This is a genomic window from Streptomyces sp. NBC_00285 (assembly GCF_036174265.1).
Taxonomy (GTDB): Bacteria; Actinomycetota; Actinomycetes; order Streptomycetales; family Streptomycetaceae; genus Streptomyces.
In genome coordinates this window covers 9,960,702-9,984,616 of record NZ_CP108055.1, presented here as the reverse complement: position 1 = coordinate 9,984,616, position 23,915 = coordinate 9,960,702, and the positions used below count along the sequence as shown (strand labels likewise).

Genomic DNA, 23,915 nt, shown 5'->3' with positions numbered 1-23,915 from the left:
AGGCGGCCGCACAGAGTTCTGTGCGGCCGCTTTGCAGCTGGGGCGCGATCCCCCACCGTTCTTCGCCGGGGCCCATATCCGGGCCGGCGCCTTCCCTGTCAGCTGTGGTGATCCGCCGTCGGCCTCGGAGCGTCCGAACGCGCGGGAGCCGGGCCGGCCGCGGTCGCACTCATCGCGACGGAGAGGGACTTGACGCCGCCGTGGGCGGTGAGTCCGCCGTCGACGGGGATGTCGGCGCCGGTGATGAAGGACGATTCGTCGGACAGGAGGAAGGCCACGAGGGGGGCGACCTCGTCCACGGTGCCGGTGCGGCCCAGCGGGGTCTCGCGGATGTTCGCCTCGCGGAAGGCAGGCGCGGCGGAGGCGGTCATCTCGGTCTCGATGAACCCGGGGTGGATGGTGTTGACGCGGATCCCGCGCGGGCCGAGTTCTGTGGCGGCGGCCTTCGACAGGCCGCGCAGCGCCCATTTGCTCGTCGTGTAGGCGACCGGGTAGTGGCCGGTGAGCGCGGCGGTGGAGCCGACGTTGACGATGGACGAGCCGGGCGGCATGAGGGGCGTCAGGTGCTGGATGGCGAGGAGCGGGCCGGTGACGTTGACGGCGTGGATACGGGCGAGGTCGTCCGGGGTCACCTCGCCGAGGCGGGCGCGCCAGGTGATGCCGGCGTTGTTGACCAGGCCGTGCACCGCACCGTACGTCTCCCTCAGTTCGGCGGCGAGTTGGGCCCACTGGGCCTCGTCGGTGACGTCCAGGAGACGGCAGTGGGGGGCCTGGGTCACGTCGGTGGCGATGACGTGGGCTCCCTCGCGGGCCAGGGCCTCAGCCTCGGCGGCGCCCTGGCCGCGGGCGGCGCCGGTGACGACGACGACCTTGCCGAGGAGTCTTTTGGTGCGCGGGGTGTTCACGGCCGTTCCCGGGTGCGGCGGCGGGCGGTGGGCAGGGGCACCGGATTCTCGCCCGGGACCACGGTGTTGGAGACGGTGCCGATGCCCTCGACGGTGAGCGTGACGGTGTCGCCCGGCTTCAGTGGCGGCGGGGACTGTTCGCCCCGGACGCCCCACAGCTCGGCGAGGCAGCCGCCGTTGCCGCAGGTGCCCGAGCCGAGCACGTCGCCGGGGCGGACGACGGTGCCGCGTGAGGCGTAGGCGGCCATCTCCTCGAAGGTCCAGCTCATGTTGGACAGCAGGTCCTTGCCGACGACCTGACCGTTCACCTCGGCGGTCAGCGCCAGGCGCAGGAAACCGTCCCTGTCGCGGTAGGGCTCCAGCTCGTCGGCGGTGACCAGGTACGGGCCCAGGGTGGAGGCCGTGTCCTTGCCCTTGCACGGGCCGAGGCGGACCTGCATCTCGCGGGACTGGAGGTCGCGCGCGGACCAGTCGTTGAAGACTGTGTAGCCGATGATGTGCTTCCGGGCCTGCTCGGGAGTCAGGTCCCGCCCCTGGCGGCCGATGACGGCGGCGACCTCCAGCTCGAAGTCGAGGACGGCGCTGCCCGGCGGTACGGGGACGTCGTCGTGGGCGCCGAGGACCGCGTACGGGTTGGTGAAGTAGAACGTCGGGGCGTCGTACCAGGCCTCGGGCACCCCGCCGACACCGTCCACGGACCGCCGTACCCCTTCGACGTGCTCCTCGAAGGTGACGAAGTCTCGCACGGTGGGCGGCTGGAGCGGAGGAAGGAGCCGCACCTCGGACACATGGGGGCCGGGCGGGACGTCGAGTGTGGAGGCCCCGATGTCCAGGAGCGCGTCGAGTCCGTCGCCGGAGCCGATCAGCTCCGTGAGCGAGCGCGCCGCGGGAACGGGGAGGAGAGTGCCGTCGTCCTCCACGACGGCGACCCGGCGCTGCTCTCGGTGTTCATAGGTGGCGAAACGCATGCACGGCTCCAGGCTCCGACAATCGTGGAAAGCGATGAGGGTCGGGGAGGTCAGACCGGCGGGGCGACGAACACGCCGCGGTCGACGTCGTTGAAGGACTCCTTGGCGACCAGTTCGTTCATGGGGTTCGCGGTGCCCCACTGGTCGGTGACTTCGGGCTGGGAGAAGTCGTAGACGTGCGGGTGCCAGGTGTCCTCGTCCAGCAGCTCCAGCTCCGTCGTGTACTCGACGGTGTTGCCGTGCGGGTCGAGGAAGTACGTGAAGGTGTTGTCGCCCGCCACGTGCCGGCCGGGGCCCCAGACCTTCTGGATGCCGGCGCGCATCACCCGGCCGGAGCCGCGCATGTACTCGTCCAGGCCGCGCATCTCGAAGGAGACGTGGTGCAGGGAGGTGTGCGGGCCCTTGGCGATGGCCATGGAGTGGTGCTGGTTGCTGATCCGCATGAAGTGCATGACGTCGCCGACGTACGGCGAGCTGAGCGTGTCGGTGTGACGGAAGCCGAGGTGACGCTCGTACCACGCACGGGTCGCGTCGAGGTCCGGCGAGTTCAGCACGACGTGCGACAGCTTGACCGGGATGGCCTCCTTCTCCTCGATCCTGCGGTGCTGCCGTGCGTCCACGTCGGCGGAGACCTCGATGGTGCGGCCGTCGATGTCGAAGAAGCGGAAGCCGTAGCCGCCTCCGGGCGTGTCCACCTTGCCCGGCTGGGAGATCAACTGGACTTCGCCCGCCAGCAGTTGCTCGGCGAGGGTGTCCACGTCCGCGGCGGAGCCGGCTCCGTAGGAGACCAGGTCGAGGCGCTTCTCCTCGGCCTTGCGCAGGCGTACGACGTACTGTTCGGGGCTGCCCTCGGCGGCGAGGAAGGCGATCCCGGAGTCCTCGACCACCTTGGTCAGGCCCCAGACACCGGCGTAGAAGTCGAGTTGCTTGTCGTAGTCGGGGACGGCGAGGTCGACGTGCCGCAGATGGGTCAGCGGATATGCGCTCATGGTGGGGGGTCCTTCTCTGTGAGTTTCAGGTCAGGCCGAGCAGGGCCGCCGCGTTCCCGCCGCGCACGGCATGGAAGTCGGCGTCGGGAAGGCGTGCGGCGCGCACTGCGCCGACGGGGTCCTCGGTGCCCATGTCGAAGGGGAAGTCGGAGCCGAGCAGTACGCGGTCCGCGCCGGTCGCGCCGATCAGCGCCCGCAGGACGTGCGGGTCGTGGACCAGGGAGTCGAAGTACAGGCGTTTGAGGTAGCTGCTGGGCGGGTGGGCGCAGTCCGCGCCCGCGTCGGAGCGGGCGGACCAGGCGTGGTCGGAGCGGCCGATGTGGGTGGGCAGATAGCCGCCGCCGTGTGCGGCGATCAGCTTCAGCTCCGGGTGCCGGTCGAGGACCCCCGAGAAGATCAGGTGCGAGAGCGCGACGGCGTTCTCGGTGGGCTGGCCGACGGTGTTGGACAGGTACCACTGGTCCAGGCGCTCGTCGAGGGTGCAGCCGAAGGGGTGCAGGAAGAGAATCGCGCCGCTCGCGGCGGCCCGGGCCCACAGGGGCTCGTACGCCGGGTCGGACAGCTCCCGTCCCGGGGCGTGGCTGGAGATCTCGACGCCCAGCAGCCCCTGGTCCAGGGCCTGGTCGAGGGCCCGCACCGCCTGCCCGGGGTGCTGGAGCGGGACCAGCCCGAGTCCCCGAAGCCGGTCGGGCGCCTGGGCGCAGTGCGCGGCCGTGGCCTCGGCAGCGAGCCGGCACACTTTCTCGGCCGTCTCCTCGTCCGCCCAGTAGTGGTAGTGCGACGGCGAGGGGCTGACCACCTGCACGTCCACGCCCTGTGCGTCCATCGCTGCCAGCCGCAGGCGCACGTCGGTGGCCCTTGGGAGGACGGCGCGGACCATGGGGCCGCTGACCGCGAGGGACGCGGGGCCGTTGCGGCGGGCCTCCAGGTCCCTGGCCTCGGCCAGACCGGGATGCCCGGCCACGAGGGCCTCGACCTCGGGGATCAGCAGGTGCGCGTGTACGTCGACGGTCGGGGAAAGGGGTGCGTCGGTGTCCGGTGAGGAGGGGTGGCCGGGCTCGCGCCCTCCCCCGGCGGCGGGTGGCGGGTGGGCTGTCACGGCAGCTCCTTGAGCGTGGTCATGGTGGCGTCGATCAGGCCGGGAACGTCACCGTGGACTCCGTCGAGCTGCCACTGCCCGATCTGCACGGATGCCTCGACGACCATGCGGGCCCGGTCGATCCGCCGCTCGTAGTAGCGCGTGAGCAGTTCCCCGTCCCACGCGGCCTCGCTGGTCAGTAGCCGGCTCAGCACCCAGGCGTCCTCCAGGGCCATCGCCGCGCCCTGGGCCATCGTGGGCGGGCAGCAGTGCGCGGCGTCGCCGACGAGGACGACCCGCCCCCGGTGCCAGGACCCCTCCACCAGCATCTGGTCGAAGCAGGTGTAGTTCACCTGGGCCGGGTCGGTGATCGCGTCACGGATCTCGTCCCAGGGACCGCCGTACCCCTCGGCGAGGCGGCGCATCTCGCGCGCGTACGATTCGGGCGCGATGGTGGCGCGGTCGCGGCTGGGCTCGACCAGATAGGCGTAGACCGTGTCTGTGCTGGTGGGCGTGTAGCCGGCGATGTAGCAGGGCCCGCCGTGGGAGAGGCCGCTGCGCTCCACGCCGGCCGGGCGGGGTGCCGGGACACGCCAGATCGACATGCCGGTCGGCTCAGGTTTGGCGTCGATGCCGATGGCGGCGCGGGTCGCGGAGTGCAGGCCGTCGGCGGCCACGACGAGGTCGTAGCGGTCCTGGGTGCCGTCGCTGAGGCGCACGGTCACCGCTTGGTCGTCCTGGGTGAGGATCTCGGCGGTGGTGCCGAGGTGGACGGTGGCCCCGGATGCCCGGACGGCGTCGGCGAGGATGCGCTGGAGTGCCGGGCGCTGCATGCCCAGGGTGGCGGGCAGGTCGTCGCCGCCGGTGCGCAGGACGTCGCCGACGTGGAGCACGGTGCCGTCGGGGGCCGTGAGCCCCAGGGAGTCGAACGCGAAGCCCTGCTCGCGGACCTCGTCCCAGACGCCGATCTCGCGCAGCACGCGCAGGGCGTTGCCCTGGAGGGTGATGCCGGATCCGCGTACGTTCCAGTCCGGCCTGGCTTCGACGAGGTCGACGTCGATGCCGGCCCGGCGCAGCAGCACGGTCACGGCGTTGCCGGAGGTGCCGCCTCCGACGACCAGGACTCTCCTTCTTGGCGTCGTTGCTTCCATGGCCAACTCCTTTGTTGGGCGGGTCACTTGACGGCGACCGGGTTGACGGGGGAGCCGACGGCTCCGGTGATGGGCAGGGGCGCGGCGGTGAGCCAGAACTCGTGGACGCCGTCGGCCGCGCAGTCCTCGGCGAGGGGGTCGGGGTCCCACATCTCGCCGATCAGCAGGCCGATGTTGGGGATGGCGACCTGGTGCAGGGGCTGGAAGGCGGCGTCGAACTCATTCGGCCGTACCTCGAAGCCCCAGGTGTCGGTGGCGATCGCGGCGATCTCGCTCGCGTGGAGCCAGCCGGCGGTGGTGAAGGACAGTCCGGGTGAGTCGCCTCCCGCGTAGTCGCCCCAGCCCTCGCGGCGGGCGCGCGCCAGCCGCCCGGTCCGGACGACGACGAGGTCACCGCGCCCTACGGCCACACCGTGCGCCCGGGCCGTCGCGGTCAGGTGTTCCTCGGTGATCGCGAAACCGTCCGGCAGTTCTCCGCGTTCGTCGCCGATCACCCGTCCGACGTCGAGGAGGACGCCCCGCCCCGCGACGTACGGGGCCATGTGCTCGATGCCGGTGACGAGATCGCCTTCGGAGGTGACCGTGGCCGCGGCGTCCCGGCCGTTCCACGCCTTGCCGTGGTCGAAGATGTGCCCGAGCCCGTCCCACTGGGTGGAGCACTGCAGGGGCATCGCGATCACGTCGTCGGCGCCGCCGATGCCGTGCGGGAAGCCCTGGTTGCCCAGGGCTGCGTCGGTGCCGGTGTCCAGCATGGTGTGCACCGGGTTGGTGCGGCGCCGCCAGCCCTTCTGCGGGCCGTTCATGTCGAACCGCTGCGACAGCGAGAAGCTGACGCCCCGTCGGACCAGTGCCGCGCCTTCGCGGCGCTTGGCCCCGTCCAGGAAGTTCAGCGTGCCGAGGACGTCGTCCGCGCCCCAACGCCCCCAGTTGGAGTACGCCTTGGCGGCTTCGGCGATCGCGCCCTCGGGGTCGTGGCGGTTCGGAACGCCTGGGGCGTGACGCGTCGCAGCGCCTGGGTCGTGGCGGTTCACAGCGCCTCCGCCACACAGCGCGTGCGCTGCACTCCGAGCCCGGTGATGGAGCCCTCCATCACGTCGCCGTCGCGCAGCAACCGGCCCCAGTGGATGCCGTTCCCGGCCGGGCTGCCCGTCAACACCAGGTCGCCGGGCAGGAGTTGGGCGGTCTGCGAGATGTACGACACCAGCCGGGCGACCCCGAACAGCATGTCCTTGGTGGACTCGTCCTGCATGGTGTCGCCGTTGAGCTTCAGGGTGACCCGCAGGTCGCTGGGGTCGGCGATGGACCCGGCCGGCACGATCCACGGCCCGAGCGGGGTGAACCCGGGCGCGTTCTTGCTGCGCAGCCAGTCGGTGCCGATGGCCTTCATGTCCCGGCGGAAGACCGTGGCCCGGTCCGTGAGGTCGTTGGCGATGGTGTACCCGGCTACATGGTCCAGGGCGTCCTCGACGGACACCCGCTGGGCGGGCCTGCCGATGACGAGGGCCAACTCCAGCTCCCAGTCCGGCTGTTCGGCCCAGGACGGGAGCACGACGTCGTCGTAGGGGCCGGTGATCGCGCTCGGCAGTCCGATGAAGGCGTACGGCAGGTCCTCGGCGGCCCGGCGGTCCATGACCGCGGCGATCTCCGCACGGGCCTCCTCGACCGTGCGAGGGTCGTCGGGGGCGCGGTGGGCGACCTCCAGGTCGATCACGTGCTGCCGGTAGTTGGCGCCGGACTGGAAGATCTGGCGGGGCTCGACCGGGGCCTGTACGCGCAGGCCCTCCAGCGGTTGCCAGCCGGCCGCGGTGTCGGCGGCGAGTTCGTGCAGGCGAGGGAGCAGTTCGTGCCAGCGTTCGAAGATCTGCCGGGTCGTCAGGGCGGGCTCCGCGAGGGCGGCACGCAGATCCAGTACGCGTTCCCCCGGAATCACGAGAGCGGGAAAGGGCGCCTGGTCCGGGGCGCAGAGTGAACCGAGGGCGAAGGGTCCGGAGAAGGACGCGGAAGCGGCTGCGGGTTTCACGGGAATGTCCTCCAGATTGCGGTGGGACCAATCTGGCCCCGCACCCATTAATCTGGGAAATAGATTCTTCGGATGTTGATCATCTGTCTGGCAGATGCTGCCGCGGGGCAGCCCAGCCATGGAGGCGTCGTGTCCCTCTCCGGCCTCGATCTCAACCTCGTCCTGTCCCTGCGCGCCCTGCTGGAGGAACGCAACGTCACCCGCGCCGGGCAACGCGTCGGACTCAGCCAGCCGGCGATGAGCGCCGCCCTGGCCCGCCTGCGCCGCCACTTCGACGACGACCTGATCTCACGCAGCGGCAGACAATACGAACTGACCGCCCTGGGCCGCGCCCTGCTGGACCGCACGGCAACCGCATGCGACCTGCTCGACCGACTCTTCACCAGCAGGGCCGACTTCGCCCCGGACAGCGAGGCGCACGAGTTCACCCTGCTCTCCTCCGACTACGCGCTCAGCGTCTTCGGCGCCGAACTCGCCCGGAGAGTGCATGCCGAGGCCCCGGGGGTGAGGCTGCGCTTCCAGCGGACGCCCGGCGACGTCACCGAAGACACCGAAACCATGCTCAGCACCGCCGACGGACTGCTGATGCCTCACGGTGTCATCACCGGCTTCCCCTCCGTGGAACTGTTCGCCGACCGCTGGGTCTTCCTCGTCGCCGAGACCAACGATGAAGTCGGCGACCACCTGACCATGGACGACCTGGCACGGCTGCCCTGGGTCGTCTATCAGCGGGCCTACGACGCTCCCGCCGCCCGACAGCTGAGCATGCTCGGTGTCGAGCCACGCGTGGAGGTCTTCGTCGACAGCTTCCAGGCACTGCCCTTCCTGGTCGCCGGAACCCGGCGGATCGCCCTGGTGCAACAGCGTCTGGCCGAGCGGCTGAGCGGAGTGGCCGCCGTACGCCGTATGGAAGCACCCTACGGAGCGGTCCCGCTCCACGAGGCACTGTGGTGGCATCCGGTGCACACCCACGACGCGGCCCACATCTGGCTGCGCGAGACCGCGGCCCGGGTGGGAGCGGAACTGGCGGCATCCGAACCCGGCCGCCCTGCCCCCGTTCCACCGAGCCAGCCGACGGCTCCCCGCCGGCCCGTCCATCCAGGCCCTGGATGATCCGCATCTTCGATATCGATCGGACGAGGGCTAGGCACGACCTGCTCCTTGGCCCATAGTCGTCTCAACCCGGCACCGCAGCCGCACCCTCACAAGCTGCCGGGACCGTACGGACGCCCGGCGAGCCGACCCGCCGCGGCGTCCGGTTCCAAGGTCACCACAGCCGGGCGACCCGGCCACGACGGCTACCCGCGCACCGTCGCTCACCTCCCGACACGCCACGTGGAGTTCCCGCATGCCTGCACCCGTGTCCCCGCTCCCGGCCCCGCCCTCCGACACGGCCACGGACGACCCGCCCGAGCAGACCGTGACCGGCCCCGGCCACCGGCTTCGACTGACCCTCCTGATGGCCGGCGCCTGTCTGCCCATCCTGGGCGCCGTGCTCATCGCCCCCGTCCTGCCGCAGATGCAGGACCACTTCGCCGACGTGCCGGGCGCGAACGCCCTCGTCCCCATGGCACTGACGATCCCCGCCCTGTCACTGGCCCTGCTGGCCCCCTTCGCCGGCGTCCTCGTCGACCGACTCGGCCGCAAACGCCTGCTCGTCGTCGCCACCGTGGTGTACGCGGTCCTCGGCACCGCTCCCCTGTGGCTGGACTCCCTCGTCGCCATAGTCGCCGCCCGCGCCCTCGTCGGCGTCACCGAAGCCGCCATCATGACCTGCTGCACCACGCTCCTCGGCGACTACTACTCCGGCCGACAACGCGACCGCTACCTCGCGATGCAGACGATGTGCGCCGCGATCTCCGCGACCGCCTTCTTCGTCCTGGGCGGCGCGGCCGGATCGGCCGGCTGGCGCATGCCGTTCTGGGCCTACGCCGTGAGCCTGCTGCTCGCCCCCGCCATGGCCGCCTTCCTGCCCCCGCCCCGACCCCACGACACCGCGGACGGCCACTCCCCCGCCGTCCCTGAGCCGGTCGCCGCCCGCCCCTTCCCCTGGCGGCCACTGGCGGGCACCTGCGCGCTGACCGTCTTCGGCGCCGTCCTCTTCTACACCGTCCAGGTGGAGATGGCCTATCTCCTGGACGACATGGGCGTGAGCAACACCGCGGTGATCGGGCTGGCCGGCGCCGGCTCCAGCGCCGCGATCGTGATCGGCGCCGTCGTCTTCACCAGGTCCGGCCGCAGCCCCCGGGACTGGCTGCCCACCGCCTTCGCCCTGTGCACCCTCGGCTTCGCGGTGATCTGGCTCGCCCCCGATCCCGTCGTGCTGACCCTCGGCGCCGTCATCAACTGCCTGGGCGGCGGCATCATGCTGCCGAGCCTGCTCACCCTCGCCATGTCCCAGCTCGACTTCGCCGACCGCGGCCGCGGCACGGGCCTGTGGACGGGCTCCTTCTTCCTCGGCCAGTTCATCTGCCCGCTCGCGGTCCTCGCCCTCACCTCCGCCGTCGGCACCCGGGCCAACGCCCTGGGCGTACTCGCCGTCGCCGGGGCAGCCGCCACCGTGGCACTCGGCCTGGCCGCCCGACGACGCCGTACCCAAGCCGCCCTGGAACCGATCCGGCAGCCGGCGGGCTGAGCCGAAGCAGCGCCGGGCCCGCAGGGCCGCCGTGGCCAAGACGGCGGACGAGAGCAAGGACCTCGCGCAATCACAGCAGGTGGACTTCGTCCTCACGCCGCTGATCATGTGCCCCTGAGGAACGGCACCCGGTCCCGGTCACGGTTTCCAGGTGCGCAGGAAAGAAGCGATCCGTCCGGCGGTGCAGCGAGGGTTGTTCAGCTCATGAGCGAGTGCGGTGAGCTGTTCGCGGGTCGGATTGACGGGAATGTTGCTGGCTTCGAGATACATGACAGCGACGGCGCAGGCGACGGTGAGGTTGGAGCGCTCCAGCCATCGGCAGCGGCCCAAGGTGTGCACCAGAGCGGCGGCCCGCGTGAAGGCCCCGTCGTAGACGGGGGTGTCGAGGAGTTCACCGCGGTGACGGGCGACGGCGGCGATGGGCACGCCGTAGTCGTCGGCGGCCGGGTCACGGTGCCCGGCCCGCTCCGCCACTTCGAGGACCCAGGATTCGTCGACGTACAGGATCACGCGGCGGCGCCCGGCTGCTGGTCGTACGGGGCGTCGAGCTGCTGTTCCAGGTCGTCGAGGAACGCGCCGTGCTCAGCGATGAGCCGCTGGGCGGCTGCCATGCCGGCAGCGCGGGCGCCGGTCGTGTCCTCGACGATGAGTCGCTCCACGTACCTGTTGAAATCAAGCGAACGTGAGCGTGCGGCGGCCTTTCCCGCTTCCAGCACATCCTCATCCAGCCGGACCTGCGTCTGCTTCTTCGTAGCCATACCTCACGGTAGCAGGGTGGTAGCAGGCGTGGGCGGCGAAGGACCGAACCGTGCGTCGGCACCTCGTCACCCGCGACGGCGAGCGCAGACCGGAGCACCGGCCGGCTCGATGCCGAAGGCATCGGACCAATCCTTCGCCGCGAGTCCGCCCATGCCGAGCGACGGGAGACCGTCGAGTCGGTCGAAGACGCCTTCGTTTGCCAGGCGGCGAGGTGACGTGGCCCGTCGCCCACGGCGGGAAGCCGTCTCGCGACCGCATCGCCGAACGGGACAGGTCGCCGTGCCTGTTCCCAGCCAACAACCCGCCCTGCCCCCGTTCCCACCGGCCGAGGCCACCCGCCGTCATACCTGAGGCGTACCGCGGTTCGCTGCCCGAGTGGTACCGCGGTACCACTCGGGCAGCGAAGTGTCTCCCGTGGTCCCAGGGTTCGGGCCGGCAGCGCTCCTAATCTCGGCTGCACAGGTCGTGGCGCGCTCGCCCGGCCGAGTCCAAGGCAGAAGGGCCCATACTCGTGATCGAAGCACGGGAGTTGACCAAGCGGTACGGCGACAAGACCGTCGTCGACGAGCTGAGTTTTACCGTCAAGCCTGGTGAGGTCACCGGCTTCCTCGGCCCCAACGGTGCCGGCAAGTCCACCACCATGCGCATGGTCGTGGGTCTGGACGCCCCCACCAAGGGCTCGGTGACCGTCAACGGCACGTCGTACGCGAAGCACACCGCACCACTGCACGAGATCGGCACCCTGCTGGAGGCCAAGTCGGTCCATCCCGGCCGCAGCGCGTTCAACCATCTGATGGGGCTCGCGTACACACACGGCATTCCGCGCCGCCGGGTGGACGAGGTCATCGAACTGGCCGGACTGACCAGCGTGGCCGGTAAGCGGGTAGGAGCCTTCTCGCTCGGCATGGGCCAGCGGCTGGGCATCGCAGCGGCTCTGCTCGGCGACCCGGCGATCGTCATGCTCGACGAACCGGTCAACGGCCTCGACCCCGAAGGCGTGCTGTGGGTACGCAACCTACTGCGCTCGCTGGCCGACGAGGGCCGCGCCGTGATGCTCTCCTCACACCTGATGAGCGAGACCGCGCTGATCGCCGACCACCTGGTGATCATCGGCCGTGGACGGCTGCTCGCAGACACCACCGTCGACGACTTCACCCAACAGGCGAGCGGCGGCGGTGTAAAGGTCGCCACCACCGAGGCCACCAGGCTGCGCTCGCTACTGGCAGGCCCGGACGTCACCATCTCCTCCTCCGCGGCCGAAGAACTCCTGGTGTCCGGACGCGACGCCCGGGAGATCGGGCTGATCGCGGCCGAACACGGGGTGGCACTGTACGAACTCACCCCGCAGGCCGTCTCGTTGGAGGCGGCGTTCATGGACCTGACCAGGGACGTCGTCGAGTACCAGAGCCATCCGGCAGAGACCGGGCGAAAGGCAGCCTGTTGACTTCCTCCCCCTCGTGAACGAGGGGGAGTTCCTACGGCTCGCGCCGTGGGGGTTTCTGCTTCATCGCCGGCTGCCCCGTCCGGGAGGACTCCCGTTGAGGTCTTACACCAGCTCCCCAGACAGACACCGCCAGCCCGGCGGCCAAAAGATTGTTCGCCGCGTTCACGTCCCGGTCATGGACCGCACCGCACTCACACGTCCACACGCGGACGTTCAGCGGCAGCTCCGCCCGGATCGTGCCGCAGACACCGCACAGTTTCGAGCTGGGGAAGAAACGGTCGACGACCACCAGTTCCCGCCCGTACCAGTCGCTCTTGTACTCCAGCATCGTCCGCAGTTCTCTCCACGAGGCGTCGGAGATCGCGCGGGCGAGTGTGTGGTTCTTGACCATGTTGCGGACGGTGAGGTCCTCGATCACGACCGTTTGGTTCTCACGGACGAGCCGAGTGGTCAGCTTGTGCAGGAAGTCCCGGCGCCGGTCGGCGATCCGGGCATGGACACGGGCAACCTTGCGGCGCGCCTTGGCCCGGTTCGCACCGTCACCTTTGGCCTTGCGGGACAGTTCCCGCTGGGCCCGGGCGAGCCGGGTGCGGTCCTTGCGCTCATGCCGCGGGTTGGTGATCTTCTCCCCGGTGGACAGCGTCAGCAGGGACGTGATCCCCGCGTCAATACCGACCGTGTTCGTGGTGGCCGGGGCCGGGGGGTTCGTGTCGTCGCAGAGCAGCGACACGAACCAGCGCCCCGCCGCGTCCTGGGACACCGTCACCGTGGACGGCTGCGCCCCCTGAGGCAGCGGCCGCGACCACACCACGTCCAGCGGATCGGCCATCTTGGCGAGGGTCAGCCGGCCTTCACGCAAGCGGAAACCACTGGTGGTGTACTCCGCGCTCCTGCGGGACTTCTTCTTCGACTTGAAGCGCGGGTACTGCGCCTGCTTGCCGAAGAAGCTGGTGAACGCCACCTGCAGATGGCGCAGTGTCTGCTGGAGCGGAACCGACGACACCTCACCCAGGTAGGCCAGCTCCTCGGTCCGCTTCCACGCGGTGAGCATCGCGGAGGTCTGGTTGTAGTTGACCCGCTCCTGCCGCGCCCAGGCTTCTGTGCGGGCGCTCAGTGCCAGGTTGTAGACCTTCCGCACGCATCCGAAGGTGCGCGACAGCTCAGCCGCCTGCACATCCGTCGGATGGAAGCGGTACTTGAACGCCCGCTTCACCTGCTTCACGGTCATGCTCACAAGCTAGCGTCACTACTGGTTAAGTTCAAATCTGCGGGTCAGAGCACTGGGATCCGCCCTGGCGGCGAATCCCAGCTCCCTGCCCTGCTCCGCAGGAGTCCGATTCCTCCCCGGCCTGAAGGCCGGGGTTTCCTCGGAGGTATCCGATGACCGTCACCGAACTCTCCCGACCCACGGCCTACAGGATCACCGGTCCACGGGTGCTGCGCGCCGAGTGGGCCAAATTCTGGTCACTGCGCTCCAGTTGGATCACCCTCGCCGTCGCCGTGGTCCTGCTCATCGCCCTCGGCTCGATCGCCTCCGCCACCTACAGCCCCGACGCAGTCGCCCAGAGCGGGCCATCCGGGCCCGGATCCGGCGACCAGGACGCGATCAGCCTCGCCCTGCTCGGGGTGACCTTCGCGTCGCTGGCCGTCGGCGTGCTCGGCGTCCTGCTGTCGGCCGGCGAGTACACCACCGGCATGATCCGCTCCACCCTCACCGCCGTCCCCCGCCGTCTGCCTGTGCTGTGGTCCAAGGCCGCAGTGATCGGCCCTGTCGTCCTGGTCCTGGCCACGCTCGGCGCCCTGGTCGCGTTCCAGTTGGGCACACTGGGTCTGGACGGCGAGAAGATCGCCATGTCCTTGGACGATGCCGGTGTACTGCGCAGTCTGGCCGGTGCCGGCCTCTACCTCGCTCTGGTGGCCGTCACGGGGGTTGCTCTGGGGGTGATGCTGCGCTCCAGCGCCGGGGCGATCGCGGTCCTGGTCGGCGTCCTGCTCATCCTCCCGGGCCTGGCCTCTCTGCTTCCCGATTCCCTGTACGACAACATCAACCCCTACTTCCCCAGCAACGCGGGTTCGGCGCTGTACGCCCTGCACCAGTCCTCCGACGCCCTCTCCCCCGGGGCGGGACTCGCCGTCTTTGCCGGGTGGGCGGCCCTCAGCCTCGCCGGAGCGGCATGGCGGCTCCTCAAGAGCGACGCCTGAGCAGCAGTGCGAGTCAGTGTGGCAGTGGCACAGTGGGGATCATGAGACAGGACTCCGCGACCGCCGCCCGGGGGACGGCTGCTGCGTCGTCACCCGGGCTCGCCGACGTATGGGCGCACCCGCTCCTGGGCCGCATGCTGCGCGGTCAGAGCGCCCGGCGCCGGTTGGACCAGCGGCATCCCTGGCTGCTCGACACCACGGTCGTACTCGTTGTCGCCCTGCTCAGCCTCCCCGACCTGCTCTCCCACAGCCGCCGCGGTCCGTTCGGGGACACGACGGACCGCGGCCAGTTTCCGACCGCGGTACTGGTTGCCTTCGCCGTCGCACTCGTCGTCCCGTTGTGGTGGCGTCGCAGGAACCCGGCCGTCACCTACGGGATCATCTCCGCGGTGTCCCTTACCCAGTGGTCGCTGGAAGTGTGGCAGCAGACCGGCATGGCCGGCCTCGTCGCCCTGTACAGTCTGGCCCTGCACGGATCACTGCGCGCGCTCGGCTGGGCCGCCGCTCTCAGCGCGGCCCAACTGACCCTGGCAGTCTGGCTTCTGGCCCCCGTCGAGCACCCGTTCCTGGGTCTCTTCTTCCTGCTGGGTACGGCGACAGCGGCCATCGCCATCGGCCTGACGCTGCGGATCCGCCGCCTCTACTGGGCGGCATCGGAGGACCGGGCCAAACGCCTTGAGATCGCGCACGACCAGCACGTCAGGCTCACCAGTGCGGCCGAACGCGCCCGTATCGCCCGCGAGATGCACGACATCGTCGGCCACAACCTCTCCGTCATCGTCAGCGTCGCCGACGGCGCCGCCACCCTCGCGACCAATCGCGGCGAGACGTCCGCCGATGCCCTGCGCGTCCTCGGCGACACCGGCCGCCAGGCGATGAGCGAACTCCGACGGGTTCTCGGCGTGCTGCGCGAGGACCAGGACGAGGAACGCCTCCTCAGCCCCCAGCCCGGCGTGCGTGACCTGGACCCGTTGCTGACGCGGGTACGCGCGGCGGGGTTGCCCGTGACCTACCGGACCACGGGGGACCTCGACGCCCTCGCCGACGGCGTTCAACTCACCGTGTACCGCATCGTCCAGGAAGCCCTCACCAACACCCTCAGACATGCCGGCGCAGGCGCCACGGCCGACGTCACCGTCGCCAAGGACGCCGGCACCGTGCAGATCAAGGTCGCCGACACCGGCGTGTCCGACGCGGATGCGCCGTCCGGCGAGGCGGGGCACGGCCTCGTCGGCATCCGCCAGCGTGCCGCCATGTACGGCGGCACGGTCACCCTCGGCCCGCATGCCACCGGCCACGGCTGGCTCGTCGACGTCGTCCTCGACGTACCCCCGGGAGATCATCAGCCATGACCACCGTCCTCGTCGCCGACGACCAGCCCCTCCAGCGCATGGGCGTCCGCATGCTCCTGGAAGGCACTCCCGGGCTGACCCCGGTCGGCGAGGCCGCCCACGGCGCTGAGGCCGTGCGCATGACGGCCGAACTCCGCCCCGACGTCGTCCTCATGGACATCCGCATGCCCGGCATGGACGGCATCGAGGCCACTCGCCGCATCGTCGCCTCCGGCGGCCGCACCCGCGTCCTCATCGTCACCACCTTCGACCTCGACGAGTACGCCTACGAAGGCCTGCGCGCCGGAGCCGGCGGCTTCCTCCTCAAGGACGCCCGCCCTGAGGAACTCGTCGCCGGAATCCACGCGGTCGCCACCGGCGATGCCGTCGTCTCCCCCCGCCTCACCCGGCGCCTCCTGGACGCCTACACCCAGCAGGTCCTGTCCCCCGCCGACACTCCACCCGCCGAGGACCCCCGCCTGCAAAGCCTCACCGACCGTGAACGCGAGGTCCTCGTCGCCCTCGGCCAGGGCTGGACCAACACCGAGATCGCCGACGGCCTCGTCCTGACCGAATCCACCGTCAAGAAACACGTCGGCCGCGTCCTCGCCAAGATCGGCGCCCGCGACCGCATCCAGGCCGTGATCACCGCCTACGACACCGGGCTGGTCAGAGCCAAGCCGTAGCCCGCTCATGCGTCCCCGCTTGGTGGGCGTACGACACGCCGCATGAAGCTGGGCCTCCTGTTGGTCACCGTCTCGGGTGTCACCGGCCATCACGCACGCCCCCATACCTCCCGTGCTCCCGCCCAGGAGCACCGCAGATGTGGTCCATCGCCTCACCCGGTCCGACCGGCACAGGTTGCCGTGCCCGGCCCGGACCCAACCGTCGACACCGCCGGCCCTCGACCCGGGAGCCCATGCGATGCACAGTCAACTCCGCCATGAACCGGACGTCTTGATAGTCGGGGGCGGTCCTGCCGGGCTCTCCGCGGCGATCCTGCTCAGCTTGCGGGGCGTCGATGTCCTTGCTCGATCCTCGGCCTGCAGCCATGACAAGCACAGTGCGTGCCCTCGGCACTTCGGGGACTGACTCCATTTATCCGGTCAGGAACGGCACGTTGGACGACGACCTCTGCGCGCGGATCGCATCCTCTCCCGTCCCCAGGGCACCAGGGGCTTCGTCGTCCTGCCCCGCCGCACTCCGGGGCCCATCAGAACGGGCGCTCATCGCCCTGGTGACCAGGCGGCTCACCGGCAAAGCCCGCCCACCAGTCGGGGGACGGAAAGGCCCAACCCGCTGACCTGGCCGGGCCGGTGTGTTTGGAGGGTGGGCAGCACCTGTGCGAGCCTTCTGCCACTCCTCCGAAAGGGCTGAACCTGATGCTCGGCATGGTTGTCTGGGACGTCCCCTCTCGCGCTTCGACGCGAGAGCGGTAACGACCACCTGCCTCAACGCACGCGCCTGTCCGATGGACAGGCGTGGGTTCACCCTGCTCCCCGTCGAAGTGCTCTTCGTGCCCCTGCACGTTCGACCACGAGGAGTACGTGGTGTCCACCATTCACTGGACCACAGGCCGCATCCACCAGTCCGCCCGCTGGCATTCCGAGACCGCCGCACCCCTTCCGCGGCGGACTGTCGTCGCCGACGACCGGATGAAGGCCAACACCGCCTACCGCCAGGCGTGTGAGGGAACGGCCCTGCTCTGGCAGGGCGACTTCCACAACGCCCGGCAGCTGCTGCGGGCGATGGGCAGCCGCATCGACCGCAAAACGCCCGGGCCCAGCGCCTCCCTGAGCGAGGCCTTCCACCTGCACCGACGCAGCAGCAGCCACCAGGCTCTCGTCCTCGGAAAGCTTCTGGTGCTGCTGGACAGCGACTACACGCTGGCGTTGCGTCGGGCTCCCGACGTCCGCCAGGCATGTCTGGAGGCCTACGGCCCCTCAACGGGACCCATGGCAGTTTCGCTCCGGGAACTGTTGGGAGTGATCGGCGCTCACCAGTGGCGCCTGAAAGGGGTCGACGTGCCGGCGCTCGGCACCCGGCTGCACCCCCACTACGGCGTGTTCGCCCCGGTCAGAGGCGAGTACGTCGACCTGGTCGCCGATACGCCCCTGCCCCCGGCGGCCCTGCACAGTCCCGCCACCAGTACGGCGTTCGATGTCGGCACGGGAACCGGCGTCCTCGCCGCGGTGCTGGCCCGCCGCGGCATCAACCGCGTCGTGGCCACCGACATCAACCCACGCGCCCTGACCTGCGCCGGGGAGAACGCCCGTCGGCTCGCGCTGGACGACCGCATCGAGGTGTCGGGTCCCGGCCTGTTCCCCGAAGGCCGCGCCGACCTCATCGTGTGCAATCCGCCTTGGCTGCCCGCCCGTCCGACCAGCTCCATCGAGCAAGGCGTCTACGATCCGGACAGCACCATGCTCCACGGCTTCCTCGCTGGTCTTTCCGTCCACCTGCGGCCCGGCGGCGAGGGTTGGCTCATCCTGTCCGACGTGGCAGAGCACCTCGGTCTGCGGACACGTCAGCAACTGCTCGACGCGATCCAGACAGCACGCCTCCGCGTTGTGGACAAGATCGACATCAAGGCCCGGCATCCACGTGCCAGGGACGCCACCGACCCACTCCACGCAGCACGAAGCGCCGAGACCACGTCCTTGTGGCGCCTGACAGCTTGACCGGCAGTCCCCTCATGCGACGGCATCTCACCTCCCGGTTCCCCAGGTGAGCACATCCCGTGGGTGACCTCGCCACGCCCACGGGATGACCCGAATCTGCCCGAGCCTGAGGATCGACAACACCTACTGAGCTCACTCACCGGCACCCGTTCACACCCGTCGCGAGCAGTCCGTTGACGACGAGGGTTCTATCCGCCGTACACATCATCGGCGTACGGCAAGATCTCCTACGGTCATGGTGACCCGGTAGGCGACAAGGTGCCGTGTGAGAAGAGTTGCAGTGGCCGGCCCTGCGCGTCCGGTGATGCACCGCCCTCGTCGGGACGGTCGATGATCCGCCCCAGTGGGTGTGGCATGTCGGTGCGGGTCCACTGCGGGATGTCGATGAGGTAGATGCCGGCCCCGGCCCTGTCGTAGGCGTCGAGGGGCCGGTGTTTCAGCACTTTCGGGGCGAGGGGACGGCCGAACGGGCGGAAGGGAAGCTGCCGTTGCGGTCGATGAGGCAGAGCGCGCCTGGCCGTAGGAAGCGGGTACGTCGATCTTGTCGCGGCGGACGCGCTTGCCGTTGGCCTGGATGTGGGAAATGCGGGTGACGGTGAGATTGGGGTGGACCCAGCGGGGTTCGCAGTCCATGGGCTCGCTGATCAGCGGCCACTCCGCTGTCGCGCTGCTCATTGCGGATGACCGGGACCGGGTGCATCTTCGAGCGTCCGACCGCGTCCTTGAGGATCTTCAGGGTGGGGAAGGCGTGGCCCTCGGGCTCGTCCTACTCATCCCTCGGGCGCAAACCGTCCTCGGCGTCGTCTTGTTCGTCCTCAGCCGCCCGGGGCCGGCCGCGCGACGCGGTCGACCACAACCGGCCACGGACTTCTCCACCCGCGGTTCCACCCATGGGTCCAGGCGTCACAGGCCCGGTGACAGCACGCTTGGGGACATGACAACAACCGAGTGGATCACCGACATCGCTCTCCTCCTCGTCGTCTTCCGGCAGCTGCGGGAAGGTCGGCTGGACCTCAAGACCTTCCTGATCCCGCTGGGGATCGTGGCCTTCGTGGCTCACACGTACCTGGACTCCGTTCCCACCGGGGGCAACGACCTGATACTGGTCGGAGCGCTCGTGGGAGCAGGCGCCGTACTCGGCATCGCCGGCGGCGTCTACACCCGGGTCAGGTCCGCGGGCGAGCACATCCTGATCAAGGCGGGGGCGGTCTCCGCGATCCTGTGGGTGCTCGGCATGGGTGCCCGGATGGGCTTCCAGCTGTGGACCGAGCACGGCGGCGGCGCCGACGACGTCGCCCGGTTCAGCATCGCCCACCACATCACCAGCGACCAGGCATGGGTGGCGGCCTTCGTCCTGATGGCGCTCACCGAGGTCGTCACCCGGCTGGCCACGATCTTCATCCGCAGCCGGATGCTGACCGCCGGGCAGCCCACCCCTGCCTCGAACCGTGTCGCGGTCCGACCGTGAGTTATGGTCTGGCCGTGCCCACCGCCGAGACCGCCTCCTCCCCCGGACAGGTCCCGCCCTCATCGGCCGCCCCGCGGCCGATCCCGGGCCGGGACCCCCGGGCGCAGTGGGCCCTGACCGTGGCGGTCATCGTCAGTGGGGCCCTGACGATCCGGCCGATGGGCGTCAGCGGGCCGGGGCTGGTGGTCGCGGTCCTGTTCGTACTGAACTGTGCGGCGCTGCTGGCCCGGGGCCTGCCCCCGGGCAAGGTCCCGCCGCGTGCCGCCCTCGTCTGGCTGTCGCTGGGCGTCCTCGCGGCGGCCGCGCTGATCGGCCTCAGCCGCAGCGGAACGGGCTACCTCTTCGCCTTCTTCCTCTGCGGTCACACCGGATACCGACTGCCGACCAAACAGGCCCTCGTCCTGGCGATGGCCTGCAGCCTGCTCTGCGGCGGCATCCTGTACTTCGGTGTCGGACCCGGTCACCACCTGCTGCCCTGGGCCGTCGGCCTCGCCACCGGCGCACCTGTCCTGATCGGGATACTCAACCGCGTCCAGCACCAAGCCGTGGACGCCGCGCTGTCGGCGGCCGAGAGCGCGGAGCGCGCCGCCCGGGCCGAGGCCCAGGCCGCTGTACTCGCCGAACGCGGCCGGATCGCCCGGGACGTGCACGACGTCCTGGCGCACACCCTGGCCGGGATCAACATGCAGCTGGAACTGGCCGACGCCCTTCTCGACAACGGCGACCTGGAGAAGGTCAGGGCGGCCAACAACAGGGCCCACAGTCTCGTCAAGGAGAGCCTGAAGCAGGCGCAGTGGACCGTCCACGCGCTCCGCGAGGACTCGCTGCCGCTGGTGGAGACCCTCACCGCGATGCTCGAGTCGTCCGGCCACCGCGACGCCCTGACCGTCTCCGGAACCCCCGTGGAGGTACCGGCCCGGGTCACCCAGAACCTGCTGCGGATCGCCCAGGAATCGTTGACCAACGCCGCACGGCACGCCCCGGGCGGTGAGGTGCGGGCGGAACTGGCCTTCGCGGCTTCCTCGACGACACTGACGATCCGCAACCGACACGCCACCCGTACGGTGAACTCGGGGGTCGGCAGCGGAATGGGACTGATCGGAATGCGCGAACGCGTCGCCCTGCTGGGCGGCACCCTCACCGCGGGACCGGTCACCGAGGGACCGGACCAAGGCGGCTGGCAAGTGGAGGCAGTGATCCCGCGATGAGTGAACCCACCGAGAACTCCCGGCCGTTGCGCGTGATCGTCGCCGACGACCAGGCCGCCATCCGCGAACCGCTCGCCGCGGTGTTGGCTCTGGCCGAGGACATCGACGTCGTCGCGGCGGTCGCGGACGGCAACGGCGTACTGGACGCGGTCGCCGCCGGTCCGGTGGACGTCGTGCTGATGGACCTGCGCATGCCCGTGCTCGACGGAATCGAGACCACCCGCAGGCTGAGCGACGAACACCCCGAGGTGGCCGTCGTCGTGCTCACCACGTTCGCCGACGACGACTCGATCCTGGCCGCCCTCAGCGCGGGCGCCCGCGGCTATCTGACGAAGAACGCCGGACGCCAGGACATCGTCCGCGCGATCCGCGCCGCCGCCGCGGGCCAGTCCGTCCTGGATCGCGAGGTCCAGGATCGTCTGCTGGCCACCGTCCGCGCCAGGCCGACGGCGTCCGGACAGCAACTGCCCGCGGATCTCACGCCCCGCGAACGCGAGGTACTCACCCTGATCGGCCAGGGCCTGCCCAACCGCGCGATCGCCGAGAAGCTCTTCGTGAGCGAGGCGACCGTCAAGACGCACATCAACAACCTCTTCGCCAAGGCCGACATCCGGGACCGGGCCGACGCCGTGCGCCGCGCCATCGCGGCCGGCCTGGCCTGACCTATCGGCGCCGCGGGGCGGCCCCACAGCAGGTGGAGGCCGCCGTCCACGTCGAGGCCATGGGTGAAGCGGTCGCCAAATCCGAGTGCGTCCTTGATGCCCTGCGGAGGGCCCCCGCGTCGTTGACGCCGCCACAGGTGCGCCGCTGGCCTGGACCACGTGGTCACGTTTCGATCCCTCCCTGACCAGCCGGCGACAGAAGTGGGTTACCGGCGGTAAATTTCCGCTGCCCCCTCCACTTCACAGGAGTTCCACTTCATGCGCCGTCTTCTCACCTGCCTCACGGCCGCGGCCATCACCTGCGGCGGGTTCGTCGCGACCGCGTCCCCCGCCGCTGCCGCGGACACGGCTTCCGGGTCCTTCAGCACCCTCACCTACAACGTCGCGGGCCTGCCCGCGATCCTCTCCAGCGCGTCCACACCGCGCGACACGAGCACCACGGCCATCGGCCAGCGCATCGCCCCGTACGACATCGTGCACGTGGAGGAGGACTTCAACTACCACGCCTACCTCTACGCCGCGGACACGGCGCACGCCTACCGAACGCCCACCAGCGGTGGGGCAGGAATCGGCAGCGGTCTCAACACCCTGTCCAAACTCCCCTACGACGAGGGCGACTTCGAGCGGGTGCACTGGAACTCCTGCCAGTGGGACTCCGGCGACTGCCTGACGCCCAAGGGGTTCACGTTCATACGTGAGCGCCTCGCGGAGGGTGTCTACGTCGACTTCTACAACCTGCACACCAACGCCGGCACCAACGACGGCGACGAGGCATCCCGCGCCGACAACCTCACCCAGCTCACCGCCTTCATCAGCACCCATTCCGCCGGCAACGCCGTCGTGGTCATGGGCGACACCAACACCCGCTACACCCGCAGCGCCGACACCATCGCCGAGTTCGGCGCCGCCAACGGACTCACCGACGCCTGGGTGAAGCTCATCCGCGGCGGCACCCCGCCCACCAAGGGCAGCGACGCCCTGGTCTGCGACCAGACCGGAACCACCGTCCCCAACACCTGCGAGGTCGTCGACAAGGTCCTCTACCGCAGCAGCAAACTCGTCTCGCTCAACGCCACGTCGTACAACAACGAGCACGCCAAGTTCCTCACCGACGCCGGGCAGATGCTCTCCGACCACGACCCGATCTCGGTCGGCTTTTCCTGGTCGCGCAATGCCGACTTCCAGCTCAGCGACCAGTACGGCGGCCCCCACGGCGACTACTACAACGACATCGACGCCGTACCGGCGGGCGCCCGCCCTGTCAGCCTCTCGCTGCGCAGCGGCTCCCGCGTCGACGGTGTCGGCCTGACCCTCGACAACGGCAAGGTCCTCACCCACGGCGGCACCGGCGGCACGGCGTCGTCCCTGACCCTGGGCAGCGGCGAGTACATCACCTCCGCCCAGCTGTGCCAAGGAGAGAAGGACGGACACACCCGGATCTTCTACGCCAAGTTCGCCACGAACCTCGGCAGAAGCCTGTCCGGCGGATCCACCACGTCCGACTGTGTGACCCGCACCGCGCCGTCGGGCTGGCAGCTCGCCGGGTTCAACGGACGGTCCGGCGACGAGATCGACAAGCTCGGCTTCATCTACACCAAGCGCTGACACGCACTCCACATCGCACCGAACACATGCACCGATGAGCCGGAGCGCGATAGTTGGCACATAGGCAGGCTTGTTGTCACCGGCCGGACTGCAAGCTCATATGACGGCCTGGCTCCAGCACCGGTTCGCTATGGGGATGTGAGGGCATCTTCGGGGTGCCGGCCAGCATCGCCTCGTAGGCTTTGCGCAGTCCGCTGCAGCCGGTGCTGGCCGAACCCTGGAAGTTACAGGCCCCGATGGGCTCGTACAGCGTGAGCACACCGTCGGTGTCCCCGGCCTCGGCGCGGTCGAGCCACAGTCGGCCCAGATCCTCGGGCTTGTGCGCCTTTCGCGACCGTGGTCGGTGACCGCCGGCTTCTAGGCCTGCCCTGGGCTCTGGGAGAACATGTACTTGTGGATGCGCCACCCGTCCGGCGTGCGACGCAGCACGAACAGCTCGCGGAAGTAGGCCTGGGTGCGAGTGCCGTCGGCCACGGCAATCACCGTGACGGGCTGCTCGGATCGGACGATCGCGATCTCGTCGTAGACCTCGGTCGAGACCACCTCCACGTCGACCTCCATCCCGATGGCGGCGAAGGTGCTGGCGTAGAAGGAGTCAACGGCGTCGCGGCCGCGCAGGCTGGGCAGGTTCTCGGGGATGATCTCGGCCTCGTCGGCGTAGAGCCGCAAGATCGTGTCAGTGTCCTTGATCTGCAGCGCTTGCATGTACGCCTTGACTACGCCGACCGCGTCGGCGGTGCTGTCGTTGTTCGTCATGTGGTGCTCCTCCGATATTTGGTTGGCAACCCACACCACGCGTGCCGGTGACG

General features: G+C 70.0%; 23 protein-coding genes. 12 read left to right on the top strand and 11 right to left on the bottom strand.

Annotation, left to right across the window (positions count from 1 at the left end; all coding sequences use genetic code 11):
- Positions 1-98: 98 nt before the first annotated feature.
- Genes OHT57_RS45625 through OHT57_RS45595 form a run of 7 tightly spaced genes read right to left on the bottom strand, consistent with a single transcriptional unit; the run spans position 99 to position 7,111 of the window.
- Entirely contained in the window at positions 99-905 is an 807-nt protein-coding gene (locus OHT57_RS45625) for an SDR family NAD(P)-dependent oxidoreductase (protein WP_328752873.1), read from the bottom strand.
- The gene (locus tag OHT57_RS45620; protein ID WP_328752872.1) at positions 902-1,873 is read right to left on the bottom strand and encodes a fumarylacetoacetate hydrolase family protein; all 972 of its coding nucleotides are present in this window, start codon (positions 1,871-1,873) and stop codon (positions 902-904) included. The genes OHT57_RS45625 and OHT57_RS45620 overlap by 4 nt, the downstream gene beginning before the upstream one ends.
- Positions 1,874-1,923: 50 nt before the next feature.
- The gene (locus OHT57_RS45615; protein WP_328752871.1) at positions 1,924-2,862 is read right to left on the bottom strand and encodes a VOC family protein; all 939 of its coding nucleotides are present in this window, start codon (positions 2,860-2,862) and stop codon (positions 1,924-1,926) included.
- 25 nt (positions 2,863-2,887) lie between these two features.
- Complete coding sequence (locus OHT57_RS45610; RefSeq protein ID WP_328752870.1) at positions 2,888-3,961, bottom strand: amidohydrolase family protein; 1,074 nt, start codon at positions 3,959-3,961, stop codon at positions 2,888-2,890.
- Positions 3,958-5,091, bottom strand: a complete 1,134-nt coding sequence (locus OHT57_RS45605) for an FAD-dependent oxidoreductase (protein WP_328752869.1) — start codon at positions 5,089-5,091, stop codon at positions 3,958-3,960. Before OHT57_RS45605 ends, OHT57_RS45610 begins: the two co-directional genes overlap by 4 nt.
- 23 nt (positions 5,092-5,114) lie before the next feature.
- Positions 5,115-6,122: a cyclase family protein gene (locus OHT57_RS45600; protein WP_328752868.1), complete on the bottom strand. Its 1,008-nt coding sequence runs from the start codon at positions 6,120-6,122 to the stop codon at positions 5,115-5,117.
- Complete coding sequence (locus OHT57_RS45595; RefSeq protein ID WP_328752867.1) at positions 6,119-7,111, bottom strand: fumarylacetoacetate hydrolase family protein; 993 nt, start codon at positions 7,109-7,111, stop codon at positions 6,119-6,121. Before OHT57_RS45595 ends, OHT57_RS45600 begins: the two co-directional genes overlap by 4 nt.
- A gap of 129 nt (positions 7,112-7,240) precedes the next feature.
- Here OHT57_RS45595 and OHT57_RS45590 point away from each other — a divergent pair, with 129 nt between their 5' ends.
- Both OHT57_RS45590 and OHT57_RS45585 read left to right on the top strand, forming a co-directional pair.
- A complete protein-coding gene (locus tag OHT57_RS45590) occupies positions 7,241-8,224 on the top strand; it encodes a LysR family transcriptional regulator (protein WP_328752866.1) in 984 nt (327 codons plus the stop codon).
- Between the two features lie 235 nt (positions 8,225-8,459).
- Positions 8,460-9,746 carry an MFS transporter gene (locus OHT57_RS45585; RefSeq protein ID WP_328752865.1) on the top strand — a complete coding sequence of 429 codons (1,287 nt, stop codon included), beginning with the start codon at positions 8,460-8,462 and terminating at the stop codon, positions 9,744-9,746.
- A 138-nt stretch (positions 9,747-9,884) separates the two neighbouring features.
- On the opposite strand, the gene OHT57_RS45580 is transcribed toward OHT57_RS45585, so the two are convergent.
- Together OHT57_RS45580 and OHT57_RS45575 are read right to left on the bottom strand one after the other, a co-directional pair.
- Positions 9,885-10,256 (bottom strand): fic family toxin-antitoxin system, toxin component, encoded by a 372-nt coding sequence (locus OHT57_RS45580; RefSeq protein WP_328752864.1) that lies wholly within the window; start codon positions 10,254-10,256, stop codon positions 9,885-9,887.
- Complete coding sequence (locus tag OHT57_RS45575) at positions 10,253-10,504, bottom strand: hypothetical protein (RefSeq protein WP_328752863.1); 252 nt, start codon at positions 10,502-10,504, stop codon at positions 10,253-10,255. The genes OHT57_RS45580 and OHT57_RS45575 overlap by 4 nt, the downstream gene beginning before the upstream one ends.
- Positions 10,505-11,016: 512 nt before the next feature.
- Between OHT57_RS45575 and OHT57_RS45570 the strand changes: the two genes are divergently transcribed.
- Complete coding sequence (locus OHT57_RS45570) at positions 11,017-11,949, top strand: ABC transporter ATP-binding protein (protein WP_328752862.1); 933 nt, start codon at positions 11,017-11,019, stop codon at positions 11,947-11,949.
- A gap of 31 nt (positions 11,950-11,980) precedes the next feature.
- On the opposite strand, the gene OHT57_RS45565 is transcribed toward OHT57_RS45570, so the two are convergent.
- Positions 11,981-13,177, bottom strand: a complete 1,197-nt coding sequence (locus OHT57_RS45565) for an RNA-guided endonuclease InsQ/TnpB family protein (RefSeq protein ID WP_328752861.1) — start codon at positions 13,175-13,177, stop codon at positions 11,981-11,983.
- A 152-nt stretch (positions 13,178-13,329) separates the two neighbouring features.
- Here OHT57_RS45565 and OHT57_RS45560 point away from each other — a divergent pair, with 152 nt between their 5' ends.
- The 9 genes from OHT57_RS45560 to OHT57_RS45525 all read left to right on the top strand — a co-directional run bounded on the left by OHT57_RS45560 (position 13,330) and on the right by OHT57_RS45525 (position 23,106).
- Positions 13,330-14,151, top strand: a complete 822-nt coding sequence (locus OHT57_RS45560) for an ABC transporter permease (RefSeq protein WP_328752860.1) — start codon at positions 13,330-13,332, stop codon at positions 14,149-14,151.
- Between the two features lie 41 nt (positions 14,152-14,192).
- Complete coding sequence (locus OHT57_RS45555) at positions 14,193-15,503, top strand: sensor histidine kinase (protein WP_328752859.1); 1,311 nt, start codon at positions 14,193-14,195, stop codon at positions 15,501-15,503.
- Positions 15,500-16,168 (top strand): response regulator transcription factor, encoded by a 669-nt coding sequence (locus OHT57_RS45550; protein ID WP_328752858.1) that lies wholly within the window; start codon positions 15,500-15,502, stop codon positions 16,166-16,168. The genes OHT57_RS45555 and OHT57_RS45550 overlap by 4 nt, the downstream gene beginning before the upstream one ends.
- 238 nt (positions 16,169-16,406) lie before the next feature.
- Positions 16,407-16,574 (top strand): FAD-dependent monooxygenase, encoded by a 168-nt coding sequence (locus OHT57_RS47605; RefSeq protein WP_443053564.1) that lies wholly within the window; start codon positions 16,407-16,409, stop codon positions 16,572-16,574.
- Between the two features lie 458 nt (positions 16,575-17,032).
- Positions 17,033-18,163, top strand: a complete 1,131-nt coding sequence (locus OHT57_RS45545; RefSeq protein WP_328752857.1) for a class I SAM-dependent methyltransferase — start codon at positions 17,033-17,035, stop codon at positions 18,161-18,163.
- A 934-nt stretch (positions 18,164-19,097) separates the two neighbouring features.
- The gene (locus OHT57_RS45540) at positions 19,098-19,631 is read left to right on the top strand and encodes a hypothetical protein (protein WP_328752856.1); all 534 of its coding nucleotides are present in this window, start codon (positions 19,098-19,100) and stop codon (positions 19,629-19,631) included.
- A 158-nt stretch (positions 19,632-19,789) separates the two neighbouring features.
- Positions 19,790-20,839 (top strand): sensor histidine kinase, encoded by a 1,050-nt coding sequence (locus OHT57_RS45535; protein ID WP_328753519.1) that lies wholly within the window; start codon positions 19,790-19,792, stop codon positions 20,837-20,839.
- Complete coding sequence (locus OHT57_RS45530; RefSeq protein ID WP_328752855.1) at positions 20,836-21,501, top strand: response regulator transcription factor; 666 nt, start codon at positions 20,836-20,838, stop codon at positions 21,499-21,501. Before OHT57_RS45535 ends, OHT57_RS45530 begins: the two co-directional genes overlap by 4 nt.
- 258 nt (positions 21,502-21,759) lie before the next feature.
- Entirely contained in the window at positions 21,760-23,106 is a 1,347-nt protein-coding gene (locus OHT57_RS45525) for a jacalin-like lectin (protein WP_328752854.1), read from the top strand.
- Positions 23,107-23,463: 357 nt separating this feature from the next.
- Here OHT57_RS45525 and OHT57_RS45520 read toward each other — a convergent pair whose 3' ends face one another.
- Positions 23,464-23,862 carry a YybH family protein gene (locus OHT57_RS45520; protein WP_328752853.1) on the bottom strand — a complete coding sequence of 133 codons (399 nt, stop codon included), beginning with the start codon at positions 23,860-23,862 and terminating at the stop codon, positions 23,464-23,466.
- Positions 23,863-23,915 lie beyond the last annotated feature (53 nt).

Coding starts and splice junctions, on each gene's coding strand:
- OHT57_RS45620 (WP_328752872.1), bottom strand. CDS start 1,873: ATGCGTTTCGCCACCTATGAACACCGAGAGCAGCGCCGGGTCGCCGTC.
- OHT57_RS45615 (WP_328752871.1), bottom strand. CDS start 2,862: ATGAGCGCATATCCGCTGACCCATCTGCGGCACGTCGACCTCGCCGTC.
- OHT57_RS45605 (WP_328752869.1), bottom strand. CDS start 5,091: ATGGAAGCAACGACGCCAAGAAGGAGAGTCCTGGTCGTCGGAGGCGGC.
- OHT57_RS45585 (WP_328752865.1), top strand. CDS start 8,460: ATGCCTGCACCCGTGTCCCCGCTCCCGGCCCCGCCCTCCGACACGGCC.
- OHT57_RS45575 (WP_328752863.1), bottom strand. CDS start 10,504: ATGGCTACGAAGAAGCAGACGCAGGTCCGGCTGGATGAGGATGTGCTG.
- OHT57_RS45565 (WP_328752861.1), bottom strand. CDS start 13,177: ATGACCGTGAAGCAGGTGAAGCGGGCGTTCAAGTACCGCTTCCATCCG.
- OHT57_RS45560 (WP_328752860.1), top strand. CDS start 13,330: ATGACCGTCACCGAACTCTCCCGACCCACGGCCTACAGGATCACCGGT.
- OHT57_RS45555 (WP_328752859.1), top strand. CDS start 14,193: ATGAGACAGGACTCCGCGACCGCCGCCCGGGGGACGGCTGCTGCGTCG.
- OHT57_RS45550 (WP_328752858.1), top strand. CDS start 15,500: ATGACCACCGTCCTCGTCGCCGACGACCAGCCCCTCCAGCGCATGGGC.
- OHT57_RS47605 (WP_443053564.1), top strand. CDS start 16,407: ATGCACAGTCAACTCCGCCATGAACCGGACGTCTTGATAGTCGGGGGC.
- OHT57_RS45540 (WP_328752856.1), top strand. CDS start 19,098: ATGACAACAACCGAGTGGATCACCGACATCGCTCTCCTCCTCGTCGTC.
- OHT57_RS45535 (WP_328753519.1), top strand. CDS start 19,790: ATGGGCGTCAGCGGGCCGGGGCTGGTGGTCGCGGTCCTGTTCGTACTG.
- OHT57_RS45530 (WP_328752855.1), top strand. CDS start 20,836: ATGAGTGAACCCACCGAGAACTCCCGGCCGTTGCGCGTGATCGTCGCC.
- OHT57_RS45525 (WP_328752854.1), top strand. CDS start 21,760: ATGCGCCGTCTTCTCACCTGCCTCACGGCCGCGGCCATCACCTGCGGC.
- OHT57_RS45520 (WP_328752853.1), bottom strand. CDS start 23,862: ATGACGAACAACGACAGCACCGCCGACGCGGTCGGCGTAGTCAAGGCG.